This window comes from Paenibacillus sp. MZ04-78.2 (assembly GCF_024213375.1).
Lineage (GTDB): Bacteria > Bacillota > Bacilli > Paenibacillales > NBRC-103111 > Paenibacillus_G.
In genome coordinates, this window is record NZ_JANAVJ010000004.1 from 117,417 (window position 1) to 140,432 (window position 23,016).

Below are 23,016 nucleotides of genomic sequence, written 5' to 3' on the forward strand. Positions count from 1 at the left end.
GCGAAAAATGGAAGCCATTGTGCACAATGACATTTACATCGAATTCACTAATAATCATACCATTTTTATTGATTGAAAAGCGTATCATTTTGTAAGATATAGTTAATTAAAAATAATATAAGTTAGAGATGCCATTTTATTGAATCATATTCGTTTTCCAAATTGAAACCGTCCTGTTTTCCGAATAATTGTAAAGGGAGAGAAGATTGAATGGAACATTTTGCAAGTAAAATCTTGGATGATGTCGATATTCAAATTTTGGATACGATGCAAAAAGAAGCACAGCTAAGTAATGCCGAGCTGGCAAGGCGGGTGAACTTGTCTCCGCCAGCTACGCATGCAAGGGTAAAACGGTTAGAAAGTGAAGGGTTTATCAAGCGTCAAGTTGCCATCTTAAATCAGGAGAAGCTCGGCTTCGATTTATTGTGCTTTATTTTCATGAGTACGAATATCCATCAAGCCGAACAGCTGGAAGTTCTGGAGAAGGCCTTAAGCTCCATGCCTGAAGTATTGGAGTGTCATTGTTTAACGGGCGAATATGACTATCTATTAAAGGTAACGAACAAAGACCGCAAGGAGTTGGAAAGCTTTATCCGAAAGCTGAATAAGCTCGGCATAGCGCGAATTCAAACGAGCCTGGCGTTAAGAGAAATTAAATATTCTACCGTTTTGCCTATATCGGAAAAATAAGGGATGTAACGAAAGCCGCCTCCCGGTGAAATGCCGGGGGCGGCCGCCGATTCAATACGCCTTCAAAATTTCCTGAAGCTTCAACGCCAAGCCTACACGCCCGTCCACTTTGAGCGAGCCGAGCATAAACGCCATCGTCGTATTCAAATCGTTGCGAAGCAGCTTAGCGAAATTGGACGCCGACAGCTTCAGCGTGCAGTCAGCCGGATGAGGCGTTCCTTCCAGCACTTCGACGGTGCCGGAATCGAAGCGGACCTGAAACGGCTCGTTTTCATCCAAGTCGAACTGGTACACGTAATGAAGCGACCGGATCGGCTCCGGATTCGCCTGCATCCGCTCTATCATCTCCTGTAAGCTTTCCTTGACCGTCATTTGTCGTCCTTCTCTCCTTCCTCCCAAATGATAGGGCCATACCGATCCGGTTACGGGTTCCCCCGCCATTCAACGATGCGAAACGTTCCGGTGCCGAAGGCACAGAGCTGCCCTTCTTCGTCATACACATGCCCTTGCATGGTGATCATCCGTCCCGAGCTGTGTAGGATCTCGGCGGTAACTCTCATCTCCCCCTTGGCGATCGGGGCCAAATAATGCAGATTCAGGTTCGTCGTGACGACGTTCTCGTTCGGCTTCACGGCCATGGCGACCAGCCCCATGGCGGAATCGAGCAGCGTAGCGTGAACGCCGCCGTGAGCGATGCCAATCAAATTATGATGATGCGGCTGGATGCTCAGCGATACGGACGCCCGATCCGGAGCGAACGTATCGATCCGGGCTCCGATATGTTCCCAGAACGTTCCGCGTGCCGCTTGTTCCAGGCGGTTGAGAAATGCCGATGCTTGATTGTCCATACCAGGCCCTCCCGGAAATATAATGTAAGCGTCCTAGCCGTTTTTCTTGAGCTTCTCTGCTTCTTCCTCCGCCAGCTTGTGGCGAAGCACTTTCCCGACGATCGTTTTCGGCAAGCTGTCCCGGAACTCGTACTGCTTCGGCACCTTGTACGCCGCAAGCCGCTCCTTGCACCAAGCCTTGAACACATCGGCATCGCCCTTCGCCCCCGACTTGAGCACGATATACGCTTTGACCGTTTCTCCGCGGTAGGTGTCGATGATGCCTGCGACGACCGCCTCCTCGACATCGGGATGCTCGTACAATACCTCTTCAACCTCACGCGGATAAATGTTGTAACCGCTCGCAATAATCATGTCCTTGCGCCGGTCCAAAATGTAAAAATACCCTTCCTCGTCCACTCGGCCCAAATCTCCCGTATATAGCCAGCCGTCCTTCAATACTTTCGCGGTTTCCTCCGGCTTGTTCCAGTAGCCCTTCATGACTTGCGGACCGCGGACCGTCAGCTCTCCGATTTCGCCTACCGGCAGTTCCTCGCCCGTCTCCGGGTTCACGATCCGGGCCTCCGTATCAGGGAACGGAACCCCGATGGAGCCCAGCTTCCGCTTCTCCCAAATGTTGTTGGCATGCGTCACAGGGGACGCTTCGGTCAAGCCGTACCCTTCGATCAGCTTGCCGCCCGTAATCGATTCGAACGATTCCTGCACTTCCAGCGGCAAAGAAGCCGAGCCGCTAATACAGAACTGGATGGACGACAAATCGAAACGCTTCATATTCTGATGATGAATGAGCGAAATATACATCGTCGGCGCGCCGGGAAAAATGGTCGGCCTCAGCTTGTCGATCGTTTGCAGCACTTGATTCACCTCGTAGCGGGGAAGCAAAAGCAAGGTGCCTGCCATATAGATGGACTGATTCAGCAGCACCGTCATCCCGAACACATGGAAAAAGGGCAGGACCGCCAAATACGTTTCCTTCGCAATTTGCGAACGGTACGACCAAAGCCGGCTTTGCATCGTATTCGCGATCAGATTCGTGTGCGTCAGCATGACGCCCTTCGGAATACCGGTCGTGCCGCCGGTATATTGAAGCAGCGCCAGATCGTGATCGGCATCGACCTTCTCCTCCTGAGGCGTTGCCGTCGCCTGCTCCAGCAGCTCCATAAACGCAACGACGCCGTTTCCGTAGACAACGTCGCGTTTCAGATTGTCTTTTTTGGCTTTTAACGGATAAAGCACGTTCTTGGGAAAAGGAAGATAGTCTTTGATGGAAGTAACGATCACATGCTTGATCCCGGTCAGCGGGACCACCTTCGTGACACGCTCGTACAGCAGATCGAGCGTAACGATGGCCTGGGCGCCGGAGTCCTTCATCTGGTACTCCAGCTCCCGCGGCATATACATCGGATTGGTCATGACGACGATGCCGCCCATCAGCAGCGTTCCGTAGTAGGCGATAACCGCCTGCGGGCAATTGGGCAGCATCACCGCGACCCGGTCCCCCCTGCGAACGCCCAGGTTCGCAAGGGCGTTCGCAAAGCGGTAAACGGATTGAAGCAGTTGACGGTACGATATTTTTTTGCCCAAAAAGTATAAGGCCGTATGGTTCGGATAGTCCGAAGCCGTTTGTACCAAAAAATGCGCTAAATTTTGCTTCGGGTATTCGCAGGTCGATGGTACTTCGACAGGATAATGTCTTAACCATGGCTTGTCGGACAAGTTCGACCACCCCATTTGTCAGGTTTCAAGCTTCTTAGACTACGTATTTTTCGGCTTCGATGACGCGAGAAGCGATTTCACGCTTGATCTCGATCGCATTGATCGGGGCTTTGCGGGTCAGTTTTTTCAGGATGGACAATTGGGTGCGCAGTATGTCGCCGGATTCCATCGCAGCCAGCACTTCTTTCGCCCATTCCTCAATCCGCGCGAACGATTCGTGGACGAAGATGGTCGTCATGTCGATGGCATTCAGGGCTTTTCCTTCGCCGCCTGCGGCGATCAGCTTCTTCGTACGCAGCAGCGCGCTTTCCATCGTGAAGACGAAAATCATGATGTCGGCCAAGCGGCTCAAAATTTCCTGCTCCTGGTCCAGCTTCGTTTGATATTTTTGCACCGCTTGCGCACCGACCATAAGAAATATTTTTTTCGCCATAGCCAGCAAGTGGTTCTCCTGCTCCAGCGTTCCTTCGAACGTCTGCCCCGGCACCAGAGACAGCAGCTCGGACTGCAGCCCCATCGCTTTTTGCATCAAAGGCAGCTCCCCCTTCATGGCGCGCTTGATCAGCGTTCCGGGGATCAGCAGCCGGTTAATTTCGTTCGTGCCTTCGAAAATGCGGTTAATGCGGGAATCCCGGTAAATGCGCTCGATCCGGTATTCCTGAGTAAACCCGTAGCCGCCGTGAATCTGCACGCCCTCGTCGGCCACGAAGTCCAGCGTCTCGGAGCCGAACACTTTGTTGATCGAGCATTCCAGCGCATACTCGGCGATCGCCTTGGCCGATTGCTGCCCGACGTTGGCGCTGCCATGATCGACCTCGCTCAAGCCTTCGTCGAACAAGCCTGCGGTCCGGTACACCATGCTTTCCAGCACGTACGTGCGGATGTTCATGTCGGCCAGCTTGGCTCCGATCAGCGGGAAGGACGAAATTTTGCGTCCGAACTGCGTCCGCTCGTTGGCATATTTGGCCGAAAGCTCAATCGAATCCTTGGCGGCTCCGACGCAGCCTGCGGCAAGCTTGAAGCGGCCAATGTTCAAGATGTTGAAGGCGATCAGGTGGCCCTTGCCAACCTCCCACAGCACGTTTTCTACCGGCACCTTCACATCTTCCAGAATGAGCGGGCATGTGGACGAGCCTTTGATGCCCATCTTCTTCTCTTCCGGTCCGATGCTCACGCCTTCCATCGTCCGTTCGACGATGAACGTGCTGAAGTCGGTTCCGTTTACTTTGGCGTATACGATGAACACGTCGGCAAAGCCGGCGTTCGTAATAAACTGCTTCGTCCCGTTCAAAATATAATGGCTGCCGTCCTCGGACAAGACCGCCGTCGCTTTCGCGCCCAGCGCGTCGGAGCCGGAAGAAGGCTCCGTCAGGCAATAAGCGGCGATTTTCTGGCCGGTCGCCAGCAGCGGCAAATATTTTTTCTTCTGCGCTTCGGTGCCGAAATACACGATCGGCAGCGTGCCGATTCCGACGTGCGCGCCCACGGTCAGCGCGAAGGCGGAAGCCTTGGTCAGCCGCTCGTTGATCAACGTCGAGCCGACCTTGTCAAGGCCGAGCCCGCCGTACGCTTCCGGCACGTCGGCGCCGAGCAGGCCGAGCTCCCCGGCCTTGCGCAGCATTTTCACGGACAGCTCATAACTGAGCTTCTCGATCTCTTCGTCGTGAGGAGCGACGTCGCCGGCGACGAAGTCTTCCGTCGTCTGCGCGATCATGCGATGCTCTTCCGTAAAGTCCTCCGGGGTCGCGACCCGGGTAAAATCGATATCTTCGATAATAAAGCTTCCACCGACCACTTTACTCATCATTTTGCTCATATCCGAATCTCCTTCGTTTATTGGGAATGGGTGAAAAGAATGCTGCGTGAGCGGATCATTCTTCCGATCGCTGTTGTCCCCGGATTCTTTGATTACATAACCCATTTAGTGGTTAGAATCCGGGGACAAAGGCGACCGCTGACGCTTCTCCAGAATGATTCCGCTCCCTCCGCTTTTTTCACTTGGATTTTTAACCCGCATGAACCTCGAACACGCCTGCCGCGCCCATGCCGCCACCGATGCACATGGAGACGACGCCAATGCCGCCGCCCCGACGACGCAGCTCGTGAATCAGCGTCGCGGTCAGCTTCGTGCCCGTGCATCCGAGCGGATGACCGAGCGCGATCGCGCCGCCGTTTACATTGACCTTCTCCTCGTCCAATCCGAGCTGACGAATGATGTGCATGCATTGGGACGCGAACGCCTCGTTGATTTCGAACAAATCGACGTCGCCGATCGAAAGGCCAGCCATCTGGAGCGCTTTCGGAATCGCCTCCACCGGCCCGACGCCCATAATTTCCGGGTCCACCCCGGCCAGTGCGAACGAACGGAACGTCGCGAGCGGCTTCAAGCCGAGCGCTTCCGCGCGCTCCTTGCTCATCACCACGGCTGCGGCCGCGCCGTCGCTCATTTGCGACGAGTTGCCCGCCGTTACCGTACCGCTCAGCTTGAAGGACGGCTTCAGCTTGCCCAGCACCTGGGCCGTCGTATCGGCGCGGACGCCTTCGTCCGTATCGAACGCGAACGCCTCGCTTTTGACCTTCCCGCTGTCGTCCACTTGCGTCCATTGTGTCTGCACCGGAACGATTTCGTCGCGGAATTTCCCATCGCGGATCGCAGCCGCCGCTTTTTCGTGGGATCGCGCGGAGAACCGGTCCTGATCCTCGCGGGAAATGCCGAACTGTTCGGCGACATTTTCGGCCGTATGGCCCATGCTGATATAGACCTCCGGCATCTGCTCCACGATCTTCGGATTCGGCGACAGCTTGAATCCGATCATCGGCACGTGGCTCATGCTCTCGACGCCGCCGGCGACGATCACGTCGGCCGAACCGAGCATAATCCGCTCTGCCGCGAAGGCGATCGATTGCAGGCCGGACGAGCAAAACCGGTTGATCGTGAGCGCCGGCACGGTCGCCGGAAAACCGGCATAGAGCGACATGATGCGGGCAAAGTTAAGCCCCTGCTCGCCCTCCGGCATCGCGCAGCCGATGATGACATCCTCGACATCCTCTTTCTTCAGACCAGGCGCCCGCTCCACGGCGGCTTCGAGCACGGCCTTGCCCATATCCTCCGCGCGCGTTTGGGCCAACCGGCCTTTTTTCGCTTTGCCGACCGCGGTGCGGGCAACCGATACGATTACAGCTTCTCTCATGGGTTTCACCTCTCCCGGGATTATTAATTGCGCAGCGCTTTGCCTTTGGACAGCATGTGCTGTATGCGCTGCTGCGTTTTCTGCTCGCCGCACAAGCTCAGGAACGCCTCGCGCTCCAGATCGAGCATGTACTGCTCCGTCACCAGCGAGCCTGCGGGCACATCGCCTCCGGCCAGCACGTGTGCCAGCTTATTGGCAATTTTCACATCGTGATCGCTGATATAGCCGCTCTGCCGCATCGAATAAGCGCCGAGCTGCATCACCGCTTTGCCTTCGGCTCCAGCGACGCGGATTTTTTCTTCGCGAATCGGCTCGTAGCCCGCCTTCGCCATGCGCAGAACGGACTGCTTCGCTTCGTGAATCAAGTGGTCCTGATTGATGACGACCCGGTCCGTCGGCTTGAACAGCCCCAGCTTGAACGCATCGTGGCCGCTGGCCGATACCTTCGCCGTGCCGATCGTCTCGAACGCCTGGTTCAAGTACGGCTGCAGATCAGCGTCCGGATGTGCGGTATGCTGGCTTGCCCGAAGCGCCATCTCCTTGCAGCCGCCCCCGGCCGGAATCAGACCGACACCAACCTCCACCAAGCCGAAGTACGTCTCCGCCGCAGCGACGATCTGATCCGCCGGCATGCTCGCCTCCACGCCACCGCCAAGCGCCATCCGGTGCGGCGCCGCCACGACCGGCTTTTCGAACCGTTTTACCTTGTACATCGTGTTCTGGAACAGGTGGATGATGCTGTTGATTTCATCCCATTCCTCGTCCTGCGCTTCCATGAGCAAAATCATCAGATTCGCACCCACGCAGAAGTTCCGCCCCTGGTTGGCGATAACAAGCCCGTCGTAGTTGCTTCTTACTTCATCCAGGCTTTGCTGGATCATCATCAAAATGTCCGCCCCGATCGCATTGTTCGGCGAATGGAATTCGAGGCACGCGACCCCGTCGCCAATATCGATGAGGCTGGCGCCGCTGTTGGATTTCACGACGCGGTTCTGCTCCTTCAGGCTGCGCAGCGAGATGACCTCCGGCGCCGCTTCCAGCTCCTTATACTGCGCGCCGTGCACGTAGAACGCTGCGCCGTCCTGCTTCTTATAGAACGACGTGTTGCCCTGCGCGATCCACTCCTTCACCCAGCCGGGAACGGCCGTGCCTTCCGCTTCCATTCGCTCGACCGACCGGACCAGTCCGATGGCGTCCCACGTTTCGAACGGACCGAGCTCCCAGCCGAAGCCCCATTTCATCGCTTCGTCAATTTCGCGGATCGAATCGGCGATTTCGCCAAGCTTGGCGGCCGAGTACACAAGCACCTTCTTCAAAATGTTCCACGCCAGCTCGGAATAACGGTCGCCCGCTCCGAGGAGCGCCTTCGTTTTCTCCCGCGCGCCCTTCGCAAGCTTCGCCGCTTCCAGCGAGGCGGATGCCGCTTTTTTCTGGGGTACATAGTCCATGGTCGCGAAATCGAGCGACAAAATTTCGCTGCCTTTCGGCCCTTTTTTCTTCAAATAAAAGCCTTGTCCCGACTTCTCGCCGAGCCAGCCTTTGTCCACCATGCCGCGCAGCACGGGCGATTCGGCAAACACGGCCTTCTCGGCTTCGTCCGAGACGTTCTCATATACGTTATTCGCCACATGCACGAAGGTGTCGAGTCCGACGAGATCGAGCGTGCGGAACGTCGCACTTTTCGGGCGGCCGAGCGCCGGACCCGTCACGGCGTCCACCTCTTCGACGCGGTACCCCTTCTCCTGCATTTCCTGTAGCGTAACGAGCAGCCCGTACGTGCCAATGCGGTTGGCGATGAAGTTCGGCGTATCTTTAGCCAGGACGACACCTTTGCCGAGGCGGTTCTCGCAAAATTGCTTCATGCCGCTGACGATAGCCGGGGCGGTATGCTTGCCCGGAATCACCTCAAGCAGTTTCATATAACGCGGAGGATTGAAAAAGTGCGTGCCAAGAAAATGGCGTTTGAACGCTTCGCCGCAATCGGCGGACATGGCATTGATTGAAATGCCGGACGTATTCGAGCTGACGACGGTGCCTTCTTTCCAATGCGCTTCAATCTTGCTGAGCAGTTGCTTCTTGGCGTCCAAATTTTCGACGATGACTTCAATGACCCAGTCGACGTTCGCAATTTGCGCCAAATGATCCTCCAGATTGCCCGGCGTGATGCGCTCTGCGAAAGTAGCGTCGTACAGCGGCGCGGGCTTCGTCTTTTTCAGCTTGGCTATCGCTTGAACAGCCAATCGGCTGCGCACGGCGGGATGCTCCAGCGTGAGCCCTTTGGCCGCTTCCTCTTCCGTCAGCTGCTTCGGAACGATGTCGAGCAACAGGCAGGGAATTCCAGCGTTTGCCAGATGGGCGGCAATGCCGGAGCCCATGACACCCGACCCGATGACGGCTGCTTTGCGTATCGATCTCATCATGATATTGCTTACCTCCCAATACGTTTTTGATATAGATTGCTTGAACAAACGTGTGAGTAAAAGCATTCGGCGGCGTCTTGCAGCCGGGCAGGCGAATTTCATTGCGTAACCTATCGGCACCCGCCAAGCATTCGCCTTGCGGGGACGACGGGGCCGCTCTTACGATCCGCTCACACCGACTACATCGTTCGCCGGTTGTATATGGGATTCGCCGAATACGGATTGCTCCAGTATTTCGGCGATATCTCTCGCCTTGACGCGGTCTTCCGCTTCCTTCATCTTCGTGCCGTCCTCCATCATCGTCAGACAGTACGGGCACGCGCTGCTGATAACCGTCGGGTTCGTTTCGAGCGCCTGCTCGGTCCGCGCCAGATTGACGCGTTTGCCCGACGTTTCCTCCATCCACATCATGCCGCCGCCCGCTCCGCAGCACATCCCGTTCTCGCGGGTGCGCTCCATCTCGACGAGCTCGACGCCGGGGATCGCGCGCAGCACGTTGCGGGGCTGCTCGTAAACGTTGTTGTAGCGGCCCAGGTAACACGAATCGTGATACGTGATCCGCTCGTTCACCGCATGGCGCGGCGTCAGCTTGCCCGACCGGATAAGCCGGTCCAGCAGCTCCGTATGGTGAAGCACCTCCACGCCCTCCAGCCCGAAGTCCGGGTACTCGTTTTTGAGCGTGTTGTACGTATGCGGACAAGCGGTGACGATTTTTTTGACGCCATATTTCTCGAAAACGGCGATATTTTCCGCGCACAATTGCTGGAACAGCATTTCGTTGCCAAGCCTGCGCGGCGTGTCGCCGGAATTTTTCTCCTCGTTGCCGAGAATCGCGAAGCTGACGCCAGCCTCGTGAAGCAGCCGGACAAACGCCCGCGATATTTTGCGGCTGCGCAGATCGTAAGAGCCCATCGAGCCGACGAAGAACAGGTACTCGAAATTCGGATTTTCCTTGACCGTCGGGACCGCGATGCCGTCGATTTCCCCGGTCCACTTCACCCGGTCGCTGCGGCTGAGTCCCCACGGATTGCCCTGCCGCTCGATATTTTGCATCGCGCGCTGGCCTTCATGCGGCATGCTGCCCTGCATCAGGACAAGATGCCTCCGCAGATCGATAATTTTGTCCACATGCTCGTTGCCGACCGGACATTGGTCTTCGCAGTTGCGGCATGTCGTACAGGACCAGATCTCGTCCTCTGTCATCACATCGCCGATCAGCTCGGCTTCCTCTGCCGGCTTCTCCCGTACCTTCCATGCGTTCTGCTGCCATGCCAGCGTCGGACGAATATCGGTGATCCCTTCGGTTTCCCACCGGACGCCCGGCTCGACCGCCGCCTCCATCGAATGGGCCCCCGCAGCGGAGAACGCGTATTCCGGCACCCACGGGGACTTGGACGTCACCGCCGTGCCTTTTTCCGTCAGATGATCACGCAGCTTGACGATCAGATGCATCGGCGACAGCGTCTTGCCGGTGTTCGAGGCTGGGCAAACGTTTGTGCATCGCCCGCATTCGACGCAGGCATAGAAATCGAGCATCTGCTTTTGCGTAAAATCCTCGATCTTGCCGACGCCGAACGATTCGGCTTCCTCGTCTTCCAAATCCAGCTTTTTCAGCCGACCTACCGGCTCCTTGCGGCGGAACCATATATTGATAGGCGCGGTCAATATATGAAAATGCTTCGATTGCGGCACGTAAACGAGAAATGCCAGCAGAATCAGCAGGTGGAGCCACCAGCATACATAGAACAGCACCGCCGCCGTCTGGCCGGACAGGCCTTCGAACGCCGCCGCAATCGCGGAGGAGATCGGAGCGTAGGCTGCGCTTGTATGCGAGCCAAGCCAGAGCCGCTCGAAGGCGAGCGACAGCAGCACGGACAGCATCAAGCCGAAAATAAAGAAGACGACGATGCTCGGCTTCCAGCCTTTTTTCAGGCGGGGCAGGTTCTCCACATAGCGGCGGTAGACCGCATACCCCATCGCCACGAGGATCGAGAATACCGTAATCTCCTGCAGCAGACCGAAGACGGCGTACCCGGGGAACGATACGCTTGCCCCTCCGCGCAGCCCCTTCACGATCAGATCCAGAGCGCCGAGCTGCAGGATGATGAAGCCGTAAAAAATAACAAAGTGCATGATTCCGCTTTTTTTGTCCTTCAGCAGCTTCTTCTGGCCGAATATTTCGGCCATAAACTCGCCCAGCCGCTCCTTGCCCTGCTGCCGGAAATCTACGGGCTGTCCGAGCTTCATATACGCGTAGCGGTGAGACACGGCTTTCCAAAACAGGCGGATTGCGTACGCTGTTACAGCAAGAAAGGCGAGCAGATTCAAGATGAGCCACATCATTTGTTACATCCATCCTTTCCGTCCGATTAGGTCCAAGCTGTGGCAGGCTTGTTTGAAAGCGATAACATTAGACCCCCATAAAAATCTTATGAGCAAAACACATTGACAAGCTGCAGCGTTTCTCATAAGATGAAATTGAAATGAATGAATGCTCATTCAGTTTCTGACTGAATAATATCATGGTGGTGATTGGATGGCAAGCAAAAAAATGGAGAAGCACAATTTGATACTGGATGCGGCGCTGAAAGTCATCGCCGAAAACGGCTATCATAACGCGCAGGTTTCCCGGATTGCCAAGGAAGCCGGCGTAGCAGACGGAACGATCTATTTATATTTTAAAAACAAGGAAGACATTCTTATTTCTCTCTTCCAAAAAAAATTGGGCGACCTGGTCGGTCAATTTCACAGCAGCATCAAGGAGACGGACTCCGCGGACGAGGCGCTGTGCAAAATTTGCGAGATCCACTACACGATGCTGGAGCAAAACGTCGATCTGGCGTTCGTCACCCAAATCGAGCTGCGACAAAGCTCGCTGGCGCTGCGCAAGGAAATCGGCCTTGTCGTCAAAACGTATATCGAGCTGATCGAAAAGGTGCTGCGCCAAGGTATCGAAGAAGGCATCTTCCGGGCCAACCTGGACGTCAAGCTGACGCGCCTGCTCGTATTTGGCTCCATGGACGAGGTAGTCACTTCATGGTTGATCGCCGGCCGTAAATATTCGCTCACGGCGCAGGTCGAGAAAACCGTAGAGTTTTTCATACAAGGGTTGAAGGCTTAATACGTTATATTGTCTTTATTTTGTATGGGAGGGGCATTGGACTTATGAACATTTATGTACTGATGAAGCAAACGTTCGATACGGAGGAGAAAATCGTCATCCGCGACGGCGCGGTATCCGAGGACGGGGCGAAATTCGTCATCAATCCGTACGACGAATATGCCGTAGAAGAAGCGATCCGGCTGAAGGAAGAGCATGGCGGCAATATTGTCGTCGTCTCGATCGGCCCGGAGCGCTGCGCCGAAGCGCTGCGGACCGCGCTGGCGATGGGCGCGGACGAAGCCGTGCTGATCTCGGACGAACACATCTCCGGCGACGAGTTCGCCGTGTCCAAAGTGCTTGCGGCTTACCTCGGGAAGCAATCGTACGATCTTGTGCTCGGCGGCAATTTCTCCGTCGATCACGGCGCAGGACAGGTTGCGATCCGCGTCGCCCACCTGCTGAACATCCCGCACGTCTCCTCCGTCGTGAAGCTGGAGCTGAACGGCGGCCGGGCGACGGCGCAGCGCGACGCCGAAGGGGACACCGAGACGCTGGAGGTCGCGCTGCCCGCCCTGTTCACGGCGCAGCAAGGCTTGAACGAGCCCCGCTACCCTTCCTTGCCCGGCATCATGAAAGCGAAGAAAAAGCCGTTCCAGCAGCTGACGCTGGATGACTTGGGCTTAACCGAAGCGGACATCGCCCCGAAGACGGCGCGCGATACCCTCTCGCTCCCGCCGGAGCGCAAAGCGGGACAAGTGCTGCAGGGCGATCCGCAGCAGCAAGTCGCGCAGCTCGTTCACCTGCTTCGTACGGAAGCCAAAGCGCTTTAATGCCAAAGGGAGGGAAATCGATATGAGCAAAACTTATGTGATCTTCGCGGAAATCCGGGGCGGCAAGCTCCGTCAAGTTACCTTCGAAACGATTCAAGCGGCCCGGCTGGCCAAAGACGACGGCGACCGGATCGTGGCGGCGCTTCTCGGCCACGGACTGTCCGCGTTTGCCCAGGAGCTGTCGGGCTACGGCGTCGACCAAGTCGTGTCCGTCGACCATGCGGAGCTCGCTCACTATAATCCGGAGACGTATTTCTCCGCACTGGCGGGCATTCTCGACACAGCGAATCCGCACGCCGTTCTGTTCGGCCATACCGCCATCGGCCGCGACCTGGCGCCCAAGATCGCCGCGCACTTGCAGGCGGGGCAAGTTTCCGACGTCATCGCGCTGGAAAAGACAGGTGACGGCCTTTCCTTCACGCGTCCGCTTTACGCGGGCAAAGCGTTCGAGAAGAAACGGTTTACCCAAGGCCCGATGGTCATCACGATTCGCCCGAATAACGTGCCCGCCGCCGAGGCCGTCTCCGGCTCGCAAGCGGAAATGGCGGCCACCCCCTTCTCCCCTGCTGCCGACCTGCGTTCCGTCGTAAAGGACGTGGTGCATAAAGCGTCCGGGAAAGTCGATCTGACGGAAGCGAAAATCGTTATATCCGGCGGCCGGGGCGTGAAGAGCGCCGACGGGTTCCGTACGCTTGAACCGCTGGCCGAAGCGCTGAACGCCGCTGTCGGCGCCTCCCGCGGCGCTTGCGACGCAGGCTACTGCGACTATTCGCTGCAGATCGGACAGACCGGCAAAGTCGTAACGCCGGAGGTGTATATCGCCTGCGGCATCAGCGGCGCCATCCAGCATTTGGCCGGGATGAGCCAGTCGCGCGTCATTATCGCGATTAATAAAGACCCGGAAGCGCCGATCTTCAAAATCGCCGATTACGGCATCGTCGGCGATCTGTTCGAGATCGTCCCGCTGCTTACCCAAGAGTTCAAGAAAGTGCTGGCATAATTTAAGCGTTGCTATAAATGGGCTGGTGCCGGGGCATTCCTCTCCCAGGGCGAATATCATGGACTGTGAGAAACGCCCAATTTATGGAGAGGAAGGTAGTTTAATGATCGATCATACGCTTAGAAATTTTGTGCTTGGCTCCGTCGCTCCCGTCGTTCAGTACGGTTTGAAAGAAATGACCTATACGTCCGTCGAGCATGCCATGTATGAAGTCGCCGCTATTGCTTATTTGATGGGAAGAGGTTACGATGGGCCGACCGCTCACAGTCTCGTTGAATCGTGGGAGGTGGACGAAACGTTTCCGCCTTTTCAAGGGCACGGCGCATGGGATGGCCATTATCCGCATTTGATTTAGAAAGTAAGGGAATAAAAGCAGCAAAACGGGCGGAACCATGTTCCGCCCGCGCTATAACTCCTATCCACCGGATCGCCTCTCAATCCGTCAAACGGCAAGTAAACGTCGACTTCGTCATTCGTTTCCCATCGCAGAAAATATCCACTTCGATCTTCCCGTACTTGCGGCTCATCTCCAGCACGTTCGGCACGCATTCGATCACGCTGTCGATCGGAATCGGCAGCAGAAAATAATTCGAGGAGCTGTCCACGATCAAGTCGCCTCTTTTTTGTTCCCGGATCGTGCGGATCGCGACCTGGCTCATCAGGGTCGTCAAAATGCCTTCCGACACCGTCCCGACCGGATTGGTCATTTGGGCGGTTACGGTTCCCCGGTAATAAAATTCGCCGTCCTTGTCCCGCACCTTCTCCATCCCGGACCAGATTTGATCCTCAAGGGTTTCCCCGTGCTGCGGCTGCGTTTGCAAATACTGCATCGCTTTGAGCACATCGTCCCGGCTGATCACGCCGACCATTTTTCCATCCTTGTTCACTACGGGCAGCAGTTCGATGCCTTCCCACACCATCGTATGGCTGACCGAGGCGACGGGCGCCTGATCGCTTACGGTGAGCGGGTCCAGCGTCATGAGCTGGTGAATCGGCTGTCCCGCTTCGGCTCCGACGACGTCCTTCGCCGTCACCATGCCGATCGGCTTGTTCCGTTCGTCCACGACCGGGAAGCGGGTATGTCCGGTTTCGTCCATCCAATGCCGCATGTCCGAAACGGTATCCTCAGCATGCAGCGAATAGACCCGGGCATCGGTCCGGATAATGTCGCGGACGAGCATGATTTTTTTCTTGATCAGCTGGTCGTAAATCGCGCGGTTGATCATCGTCGCCACGGTAAACGTATCGTAGCTGGTGCTGATAATCGGCAGCTCAAGCTCGTCGGCCAACTCCTTCGCCTCGTCCAGCGTCTGAAACCCGCCCGTCACGAGTATGCCGGCGCCCTGCCCCAACGCATAGAGATGCGCCTGGGTGCGGTTGCCGACAATGAGCAGATTGCCCGGCTCGATGTAGCGTTTCATCGCTTCGAGCTGCATCGCCCCGATCACGAATTTATTCAATGACTTATGCAGGCCGCCCGCGCCGCCGAGCACCTCGCCGTCCACAATGTTGACCACCTCGGCGAACGTCAGCTTGTCGATCGGCTGCGGTTCTTTTTTCTCCACCCGCACCGTGCCCGTACGATCCTTCGTGCTGACATAGCCCAACGTTTCCGCTTCCTTCATCGCGCGGTAGGCCGTTCCCTCGCTGACTTCGAGGGCCTGGGCAATTTTACGGACGGAGATGTGCGTTCCTATGCTCAATTCCTCGATATATCGAATGATCTGCTCGTGCTTGGTCAGCGTCTCTTCCTGCATCGCTTCACCCGCCTAGTTACAACGTAACAATCTTTAACAATTATACTATAAGCGGATACACAAAAATAGAGCCCCGGCTGACGGTTTCTCCATCAAGCCGCCCCTCGGCATCATAAATGGTTTCCAGCAAATATTCCTTTGCATATTGCGTATCATATAAGGGGAAGCTACCTTTGAAGTAAAAATATAATGTGGAGAGATCGACATGAACAAAAAATCGACCAAAGACGGAACTTCAGGGATTTGGATTGCTGTATTTAGTTATGGTATGCTCCTTATAGTTGTAATATCTCTTATTGTTTTGTACATCCGTACTTGAAAATGCAGCTCGATTGCATCAACATATTGCTTACATAGGTTATTTTCCCATCCTGGACTTCGGCAACGATCGTTATTCTTTCCTAATATCTTCTTTTAAAGTCGCAAATCTCGCGGCTTTTTTTAATTGTTTTATTAATCAAAGCTGCCGCTGCTTCCTTGTATACTTTTTGGAAAAGACAGGTATATTAATCGGTGGAGCTCAAGGATATCGCCAGGCAATTTGATGATCGTAAGCAAGGAGGGTTTAAGATGAATACGTTGAATTGGAGCCGCGGCTTGACGGAAATGACACTTGCTTTTCATATACTGTTCGCCACCGTTGGCGTCGGCATACCGATCTTCATCTCCATTGCCGAATGGATAGGGATCAGGAAAAAGGACCCCCATTATTCACTCATGGCGAGAAGATGGACGCGAGGCTTTGTCATTACCGTAGCCGTAGGTGTCGTTACCGGAACGTGTATCGGTCTTCAGCTCAGCCTGCTATGGCCGGAATTTATGCGATTTGCAGGCAATGTGATCAGCTTGCCGCTTTTTTTGGAAACCTTTGCGTTTTTCTTCGAAGCCATCTTTCTTGGTATCTACCTGTACACATGGAATCGGTTCCGCAATCCATACCTTCACTGGCTGCTGACCCTTCCAATCGTCATCGGCTCCTCCGCTTCAGCGTTGTTTATTACGATGGTTAACGGTTTTATGAACACGCCGCAAGGGTTTACGATTGAAAATGGCAAGCTGACGAATCTTGATCCGCTCGCGGCCATGTTGAATCCGGCGACACCTTCAAAAGTGGCCCATGTGCTGTCTTCCGCTTATTTGACCGCTGCATTTCTGTTAGGGATGATTGCCGCATTTTCCATGTTGCGGGGACGAAACAACGAATATTACAAAAAGTCCATCCGGCTTAATATGATGACCGGTCTTATTCTTGCGGCAGCTACGATCTGGATAGGAGATGCTTCTGCCAAATTTTTGGCCGAAAAGCAGCCTGAAAAACTTGCCGCGGCGGAATGGCATTTCGAAACAAGCCGTCGTGCTTCACTTGTGATCGGCGGTCAACTGAATCCGGTCACGAACGAGATCATGGGAGCGATAAAAATTCCTTGGGCGCTCAGCCTTCTCGCGACTAATGATCCAAACGGAACGGTGGTCGGCTTAAACGATTTTCCGGAAGACGAGTGGCCCCCGCTCTATGTGCATTATTTGTTTGATGCCATGGTAGGCATCGGCTTTTACTTGCTGGCCGTTCCCGTCATCTTCCTCGTCATGACCCGAATGAAACGACGGAATGCTTATAACCGCTGGATGCTTTGGGCAATTTTTGCCGGGGGGCCCTTCTCCTTGCTCGCCATCGAGCTTGGTTGGTTTTACGCGGAAGTTGGCAGACAACCGTGGATTTTAAGGGGATACATGCGTGTGTCCGATGCGGTGACAACGAACCCTCATGTCGGAATCACCTTTTGGCTGTTCGCCGCTTTGTACCTCCTGCTAGGCATAGTTTGCCTGCTCGTGCTCAGCCGATTGTTCCGCAATAAACCGGCTGAGTACGAGCTGGAGGAACGGCGAATTATTTTGTAGGAGGGCATCAACATGCAACTGGAGCAAATTGGAATTACGGTTCTGTGGATATTCCTTTACGGTTACTTGATTGTTGCGTCCATCGATTTCGGCGCCGGGTTTTACGCTTATTACGGCAAGGTCATCGGAATTGAAAACATTATTGGGCCCGTCATTTCCAGATATTTATCGCCGGTGTGGGAAGTGACGAATGTTTTCCTCGTCTTCTTTTTCGTCGGCATTGTCGGCTTTTTTCCAGAGACGGCCTACTATTACGGAACCGCCTTGCTGCTTCCTGGAAGCATAGCGCTTATCCTGCTCGCCGTACGGGGATCTTTCTATGCATTTGCCAATTATGGCGCAAAGAAAAATAATGTTTATTTGCTTGCCTACGGGTCGACGGGGCTGCTTATACCAGCCGCTTTATCGACCGTATTTACCATTTCGGAAGGAGGCTTTTTGTCCGTCAGCGGAAACACCGTTACGCTGCTGATGGAGGAGTTGTTCTTTAGCACCTATTCCTGGGCTGTCGTCCTTCTTGCCGTTTCAAGTGTTCTATTTATCAGTTCAGCTTTCTTGACATATTACGCTGATCACGCGGAAGATAAAAGGGCGCTTGAATGGCTTCGCTATTTTGCCTTATGGGGAGGCATACCGACGATTATTTCCAGTCTCTTTGTCTTTATCGCCCTTCGCAACCATAATCCGGAGCATTTCCAAAATGCGCTTAAGGTATGGTGGATGTTCGGTTTGTCCTTTGGAAGCTATGTGACCTCCATCTGGCTCATTTGGCGTCGGAAAAACTACGGTACGGCTTTTGTGATGGTGATGCTGCAGTTTGCATTTGCATTTTTCGGCTATGGGATTTCGCATCTTCCTTATTTGCTTTACCCGTATTTAACGCTTTCAAGCAGTGTCACGAATCCAGCCATGGGACGAGCGTTAGTCGTCTCGTTCGTTGCAGGACTCGTGCTTTTGGTTCCGGCGCTTGTGCTGCTGCTCAGACTGTTTTTGTTCAGTGCCAAGTACGTGAAGGGGGAAACGTCATGAATGTCTTTGAACGGCAGGAAAAATGGCTGGTGCGGCTTTGTTTCGGAATCGCGGCCTTGATATTGTTATCCGCAATACGTTATATGCTGAGGTTATATGATGAGCTAAGTTTTTCTTGACCCTCCCCTTAGAGGAGTCTGCACAAAGCAGCTCCCTTCCGCGCAGGAAAGGAGCTGCTTTGTGCGAGTCGATACGGCCCGCTACTCTTGAATTGCCGAGTTGTACATGCTCAGAAAGATGGGCGACAGCGGATAAAATACCGTTTCCGAACATTTATAGCACTCCGTGTGATGGCAGTCCGCCATCTCCTCTACCGTTTCGCCGCAGCGGCTGCAGCATTTGACCGGAAGCTGCTCATAAAACTTCGTCGATGATTGAAGCATATTCCTTCTCCTCCATTCTTATAAATGCGCGTAGCTTGGGATGGTCAAAAAGTCCTCGAACGTCGTGGACGTCGTCATATCGCTAAACAGCGTCTTCGCCAGCATGTATTGTCCTTGCTCGAACCGGTCGGCGCCAACGCGCTCCCGAATCGCCCGCAGCTCTTCTTCAAGCAGCTCTCGGAACAGATCGGCCGTTACTTTGCGCCCGTCCTCCAGAATGCCCTTCGGATGATGAATCCACTGCCACAGCTGCGCCCGCGAAATTTCCGCGGTGGCTACGTCCTCCATCAGGTTGCGGATCGGCACCGCGCCGTAACCCCGCAGCCACGCTTCCAAATAGTGAAGTCCGACATGAATGTTCGTGCGAACGCCGCTTTCCGTAATCGGCCCCTGCGGAACTTCGAGCAAGTCGGCGGCGGTCACTTCGATGTCCGTCAACTGCCGGTCGATCTGATTGGACGCCGGCATCAGGCGGTCGAACACTTCCCGGGCGACCGGCACAAGGCCCGGATGGGCGACCCAGGTTCCGTCATGCCCTTGCGTCGCTTCGCGCGTCTTATCCGCACGGACCTTCCGCATGGCTTCCTCGTTGGCTTCGGGATCGTCCTTGATCGGAATTTGCGCGGCCATACCGCCGATGCAGGGCGCTCCCCGCTTGTGACACGTCTGGATCGCCAGCAGCGAATACGCCCGCATGAACGGCGATTCCATCGTCACCAAGCCGCGGTCCGGCAAAATGACATGCTCCTGGTTTCTGAGCTTTTTGATGTAGCTGAAAATATAGTCCCAGCGTCCGCAATTGAGGCCTGCGCTGTGCTCCCGCAGCTCATACAAAATTTCGTCCATTTCAAAAGCCGCCAGAATCGTCTCGATCAGCACCGTCGCTTTGATCGTACCTGCGGGGATGCCCAGCTTCTGCTCGGCAAAGGTGAAGACATCGTTCCACAATCTCGCTTCCAGATGGCTTTCCAGCTTCGGCAAGTAGAAATACGGGGCGCTCCCCCGATCCAGCAGTTCCTGCGCGTTGTGGAAGAAGAACAGGCCGAAATCGAATAATCCCGCCGACATCGGACGCTGATCGACCCATACGTGCTTTTCTTCCAGATGCCAGCCCCTGGGGCGGACCTTCAGCACAGCCGTCTGTTCGTTCAACGCATATGTCTTGCCTTCCGGGGACTCGTAGCGGATCGTTCGCCGCACGGCGTCCCGCATGTTGATTTGTCCTTCGATGCAATTGCTCCACTGCGGCGAATTCGCATCTTCAAAATCCGCCATATACAGCTTCGCGCCGGAATTCAGCGCGTTAATGACCATTTTTCGGTCGCCGGCAGGCCCGGTGATCTCGACTCTCCGGTCGGACAGATCGGACGGGATCGGCGCAATGCGCCAATCCCCTCTGCGAACGTCCTCCGTCTCCTTCAAAAAATCGGGCAGCTCCCCCGCATCGATCCTCTCCTGCCGCTCTTCCCGCTGTTTCAGCAAGGAGAGACGCCGATGACCGAATTTCTTCTCCAGTTCCGCTACAAATGCCAGCGCGTCGGGGGTCAAGATTTCAAAATAAGCCGGGTTATGCATTCGGCCCTTCAGCAGCACGCCTTGTGAAGCCGCATGATACGTCATCGCCTTGGCCTCCTTAGCCCGCAAACTGTTCCGCTTCGGTGGAATCCTTGAGCGCCGTCGTCACGGAATCGCCTCCGGTCAGGACAAGCGACACTTCATCGAAGTAGCCGGTTCCGACCTCGCGCTGGTGCCGGGTCGCTTCGTAGCCGTGACGCTCGCTGGCGAACTCGGACTGCTGCAGCTCCGAGTAGGCGGCCATTCCCCGGTCGCGGTACCCTCTGGCCAATTCGAACATGCTGTGGTTCAACGAATGGAACCCGGCCAGCGTCACAAATTGGAATTTGTAGCCCATTTTCCCCAATTCCTGCTGGAACGCCGCAATCGTCGCATCGTCCAGCTTCCGCTTCCAGTTGAACGAAGGCGAGCAGTTGTACGCCAGCAGCTTGCCGGGGTACTTCGCGTGGATCGCTTCCGCAAACCGTCGCGCTTCCTCCAGATTCGGCTCGGCCGTTTCGCACCAGACCATATCGGCATAAGGAGCGTACGCGAGACCGCGGGAAATGGCTTGGTCCAGCCCGTCGTTGACATAATAGAAGCCTTCCGGCGAACGCTCGCCTGTCAGGAACGGCTTGTCGTTATCGTCGATATCGCTGGTCAGCAGCTTGGCCGCATTCGCATCCGTTCTGGCGATGATCATCGTATCGACGCCCGCGACGTCGGCGGCAAGTCTGGCGGCGATCAGATGGCGGACCGCCTGCCGGGTAGGCAGCAGCACCTTGCCGCCCATATGTCCGCATTTCTTCTCCGAGGAGAGCTGATCCTCGAAGTGAACGGCCGCCGCCCCCGCTTCGATCATCGCTTTCATTAATTCGAAGACGTTGAGCGGTCCGCCGAAGCCCGCTTCGGCGTCGGCTACGATCGGCAGGAAAAAGTCGATGTTCTCTTTCCCCTCCGCATGCTGAATCTGATCCGCTCTTTGCAGCGTCTGATTGATCCGCTTAACTACGGCAGGTACGCTGTTCGCGGGGTACAAGCTTTGGTCGGGATACATCTGGCCGCTCAGGTTGGCGTCCGCCGCCACCTGCCAGCCGCTCAGATAAATGGCCTTCAGTCCGGCCTTCGCCTGCTGAAGAGCTTGATTGCCTGTCAGCGCGCCCAGGGCATGAACGTAATCCTCCGTATGAACCAGCTTCCACAGCTTCTCCGCTCCCCGCTGTGCCAGCGTGTGCTCGATCAGTACCGAGCCCCGCAAGCGAAGCACGTCTTCCGGACTGTACGGGCGGTGTACCCCCTCATACCTTTTGGAACTCCATTTTTGCCGAAGCTGTTCCGATTGCGCTTTACGATTAGTGGTTGTCATCCCTTTTGCCCTCCTGAAATTGGTTATGAGTCATATGAGTGATTACGATATAAGCGATTGGAAATCGATGCGGACTATTCGTGACTTTCTACGTAGCCGTTGCCGCAGCACCAGAAGCAGATGGTAACCTTCGTGCCGAAAGCGTCCCGGTATTCCGGGGTTTGCTTTTCGTCGTTCTTGGATACGCCGCCGGAATGAAAGTTAGGGGATTCAATTTCGCCATGACCGTGACATATCGGACAATTCATGTGAATTACCTCCATTTGTTTTTATTATAGTACAGTGTTTTTGTTCGATGAGGTTATTATATAACAACATTCCAAACTGTTCAATACTGTTTTTTAAATTTTTTATCTGTTTTATAACAGTATATGCAAAACAGGCTTTGCTGCATGCCCCAAACCCGCGATAAAACGCGAAAAAAACGGCTCCTCCCTGTCGGGAAAAGCCGCTTTCGCGGACGTGTATTATTGAACCTATGTTACTCCGACGAGGTGCGCGCCCGCTCCGAACCGGAATCGCCCGCTTCCCCGGCGAGGCTGTCCATCACCTGCTCCACGAATTCGCTGATTCCATCGGTCGCTGCCATATCCTCCTGTCCCGGAGGCGTCGTAATGCTGTTATTCGTAAAATGTTCGTAATACCCTTCTTGTTCTTCTTCCCGGTTCATCGCCAAACCTCCACCTGCCAAGATGAAGATAGGGTTGACGCCCGCCGCGAAAATTATTCACTTTTGCACTGGCGGTATAAGTAGAGCACTGCAGTGTTCTTGCCGCCTCGACATACGCAGTGAAGATAACCTGGAGTTGGCCGAAGGCATCAAAATTTTTAATCGCGATGCTGCGAATAAAATATTTTCGGACATTCGAAAGGAAATACTCTGTTTGTAGCGAATAGTTTTGTAGCGAACTATTTTTTCTTCAAGCATCGACACAACCGCATAACGAAATCGATAAGGTGCCTTTGCGCAGAGCAAAGGGTAACAGGGAATCGGGTGCAAATCCCGAGCGGTCCCGCCACTGTATTCGGGGAGTTTTCTTTCCATGACGTCACTCGATTCACCGTCGGGGAAGGCGAAAGAACACGACGATCCGAGAGCCAGGAGACCTACCTTATGGATGCACCCAAAACCCTTCGCGGAAAGGAGAGGTGTACGAACATAGCCGAACAATGACCTGCGCGCATTGTCGTTTATCGGCGTGCGTACCCAAGACCCATCCTACAGGATCG

Annotated in this window: 20 protein-coding genes and 1 riboswitch; of the genes, 7 read left to right on the forward strand and 13 right to left on the reverse strand. The window is 55.0% G+C overall.

The window, feature by feature from the left end; genetic code table 11:
- Positions 1 to 210: 210 nt before the first annotated feature.
- Positions 211 to 690 (forward strand): Lrp/AsnC family transcriptional regulator, encoded by a 480-nt coding sequence (locus NLX71_RS05030; protein ID WP_254362401.1) that lies wholly within the window; start codon positions 211 to 213, stop codon positions 688 to 690.
- 51 nt (positions 691 to 741) lie between these two features.
- Here the strand turns inward: NLX71_RS05030 and NLX71_RS05035 are convergent, their stop codons facing one another.
- The 7 genes from NLX71_RS05035 to NLX71_RS05065 form a co-directional block, all read right to left on the reverse strand.
- The gene (locus NLX71_RS05035; protein ID WP_254362402.1) at positions 742 to 1,062 is read right to left on the reverse strand and encodes an SCP2 sterol-binding domain-containing protein; all 321 of its coding nucleotides are present in this window, start codon (positions 1,060 to 1,062) and stop codon (positions 742 to 744) included.
- A gap of 50 nt (positions 1,063 to 1,112) precedes the next feature.
- Positions 1,113 to 1,538, reverse strand: coding sequence for a PaaI family thioesterase (locus NLX71_RS05040; protein ID WP_254362403.1), 426 nt, complete (start codon positions 1,536 to 1,538; stop codon positions 1,113 to 1,115).
- A gap of 33 nt (positions 1,539 to 1,571) precedes the next feature.
- A complete protein-coding gene (locus NLX71_RS05045) occupies positions 1,572 to 3,269 on the reverse strand; it encodes an AMP-binding protein (protein WP_254362404.1) in 1,698 nt (565 codons plus the stop codon).
- Between the two features lie 19 nt (positions 3,270 to 3,288).
- Positions 3,289 to 5,070, reverse strand: a complete 1,782-nt coding sequence (locus NLX71_RS05050; RefSeq protein ID WP_254362405.1) for an acyl-CoA dehydrogenase family protein — start codon at positions 5,068 to 5,070, stop codon at positions 3,289 to 3,291.
- A 190-nt stretch (positions 5,071 to 5,260) separates the two neighbouring features.
- Complete coding sequence (locus NLX71_RS05055) at positions 5,261 to 6,445, reverse strand: acetyl-CoA C-acyltransferase (RefSeq protein ID WP_254362406.1); 1,185 nt, start codon at positions 6,443 to 6,445, stop codon at positions 5,261 to 5,263.
- 23 nt (positions 6,446 to 6,468) lie between these two features.
- Positions 6,469 to 8,865 (reverse strand): 3-hydroxyacyl-CoA dehydrogenase/enoyl-CoA hydratase family protein, encoded by a 2,397-nt coding sequence (locus NLX71_RS05060; RefSeq protein ID WP_254362407.1) that lies wholly within the window; start codon positions 8,863 to 8,865, stop codon positions 6,469 to 6,471.
- Positions 8,866 to 9,024: 159 nt separating this feature from the next.
- Entirely contained in the window at positions 9,025 to 11,208 is a 2,184-nt protein-coding gene (locus NLX71_RS05065) for a (Fe-S)-binding protein (RefSeq protein ID WP_254362408.1), read from the reverse strand.
- Between the two features lie 193 nt (positions 11,209 to 11,401).
- On the opposite strand from NLX71_RS05065, the gene NLX71_RS05070 reads away from it, so the two are divergent.
- The 4 genes from NLX71_RS05070 (at position 11,402) to NLX71_RS05085 (ending at position 14,153) form a co-directional block, all read left to right on the forward strand.
- Positions 11,402 to 11,986, forward strand: coding sequence for a fatty acid metabolism transcriptional regulator FadR (locus NLX71_RS05070; RefSeq protein ID WP_254362409.1), 585 nt, complete (start codon positions 11,402 to 11,404; stop codon positions 11,984 to 11,986).
- A 44-nt stretch (positions 11,987 to 12,030) separates the two neighbouring features.
- Positions 12,031 to 12,798 carry an electron transfer flavoprotein subunit beta/FixA family protein gene (locus NLX71_RS05075; RefSeq protein WP_254362410.1) on the forward strand — a complete coding sequence of 256 codons (768 nt, stop codon included), beginning with the start codon at positions 12,031 to 12,033 and terminating at the stop codon, positions 12,796 to 12,798.
- Between the two features lie 22 nt (positions 12,799 to 12,820).
- A complete protein-coding gene (locus tag NLX71_RS05080; protein WP_254362411.1) occupies positions 12,821 to 13,798 on the forward strand; it encodes an electron transfer flavoprotein subunit alpha/FixB family protein in 978 nt (325 codons plus the stop codon).
- 103 nt (positions 13,799 to 13,901) lie between these two features.
- Complete coding sequence (locus tag NLX71_RS05085; protein WP_254362412.1) at positions 13,902 to 14,153, forward strand: hypothetical protein; 252 nt, start codon at positions 13,902 to 13,904, stop codon at positions 14,151 to 14,153.
- Between the two features lie 79 nt (positions 14,154 to 14,232).
- Here the strand turns inward: NLX71_RS05085 and NLX71_RS05090 are convergent, their stop codons facing one another.
- Positions 14,233 to 15,555, reverse strand: coding sequence for a DRTGG domain-containing protein (locus NLX71_RS05090; RefSeq protein WP_254362413.1), 1,323 nt, complete (start codon positions 15,553 to 15,555; stop codon positions 14,233 to 14,235).
- A gap of 570 nt (positions 15,556 to 16,125) precedes the next feature.
- Between NLX71_RS05090 and NLX71_RS05095 the strand changes: the two genes are divergently transcribed.
- Both NLX71_RS05095 and NLX71_RS05100 read left to right on the forward strand, forming a co-directional pair.
- A complete protein-coding gene (locus NLX71_RS05095; protein WP_254362414.1) occupies positions 16,126 to 17,454 on the forward strand; it encodes a cytochrome ubiquinol oxidase subunit I in 1,329 nt (442 codons plus the stop codon).
- Between the two features lie 12 nt (positions 17,455 to 17,466).
- Entirely contained in the window at positions 17,467 to 18,483 is a 1,017-nt protein-coding gene (locus tag NLX71_RS05100; RefSeq protein ID WP_254362415.1) for a cytochrome d ubiquinol oxidase subunit II, read from the forward strand.
- 200 nt (positions 18,484 to 18,683) lie between these two features.
- Here the strand turns inward: NLX71_RS05100 and yhfH are convergent, their stop codons facing one another.
- From yhfH to NLX71_RS05125, 5 genes are all read right to left on the reverse strand, one after another.
- Positions 18,684 to 18,866 carry a protein YhfH gene (yhfH, locus tag NLX71_RS05105; protein ID WP_254362416.1) on the reverse strand — a complete coding sequence of 61 codons (183 nt, stop codon included), beginning with the start codon at positions 18,864 to 18,866 and terminating at the stop codon, positions 18,684 to 18,686.
- 18 nt (positions 18,867 to 18,884) lie between these two features.
- Positions 18,885 to 20,486: a malate synthase A gene (gene aceB, locus NLX71_RS05110; protein WP_254362417.1), complete on the reverse strand. Its 1,602-nt coding sequence runs from the start codon at positions 20,484 to 20,486 to the stop codon at positions 18,885 to 18,887.
- A gap of 13 nt (positions 20,487 to 20,499) precedes the next feature.
- Entirely contained in the window at positions 20,500 to 21,786 is a 1,287-nt protein-coding gene (aceA, locus tag NLX71_RS05115) for an isocitrate lyase (protein WP_254362418.1), read from the reverse strand.
- Between the two features lie 74 nt (positions 21,787 to 21,860).
- Positions 21,861 to 22,034, reverse strand: a complete 174-nt coding sequence (locus NLX71_RS05120; RefSeq protein WP_167670103.1) for a hypothetical protein — start codon at positions 22,032 to 22,034, stop codon at positions 21,861 to 21,863.
- Positions 22,035 to 22,267: 233 nt separating this feature from the next.
- Positions 22,268 to 22,456: a hypothetical protein gene (locus NLX71_RS05125; protein WP_254362419.1), complete on the reverse strand. Its 189-nt coding sequence runs from the start codon at positions 22,454 to 22,456 to the stop codon at positions 22,268 to 22,270.
- Between the two features lie 268 nt (positions 22,457 to 22,724).
- Positions 22,725 to 22,915, forward strand: a riboswitch (cobalamin riboswitch).
- The last annotated feature ends 101 nt before the right edge of the window (positions 22,916 to 23,016 follow it).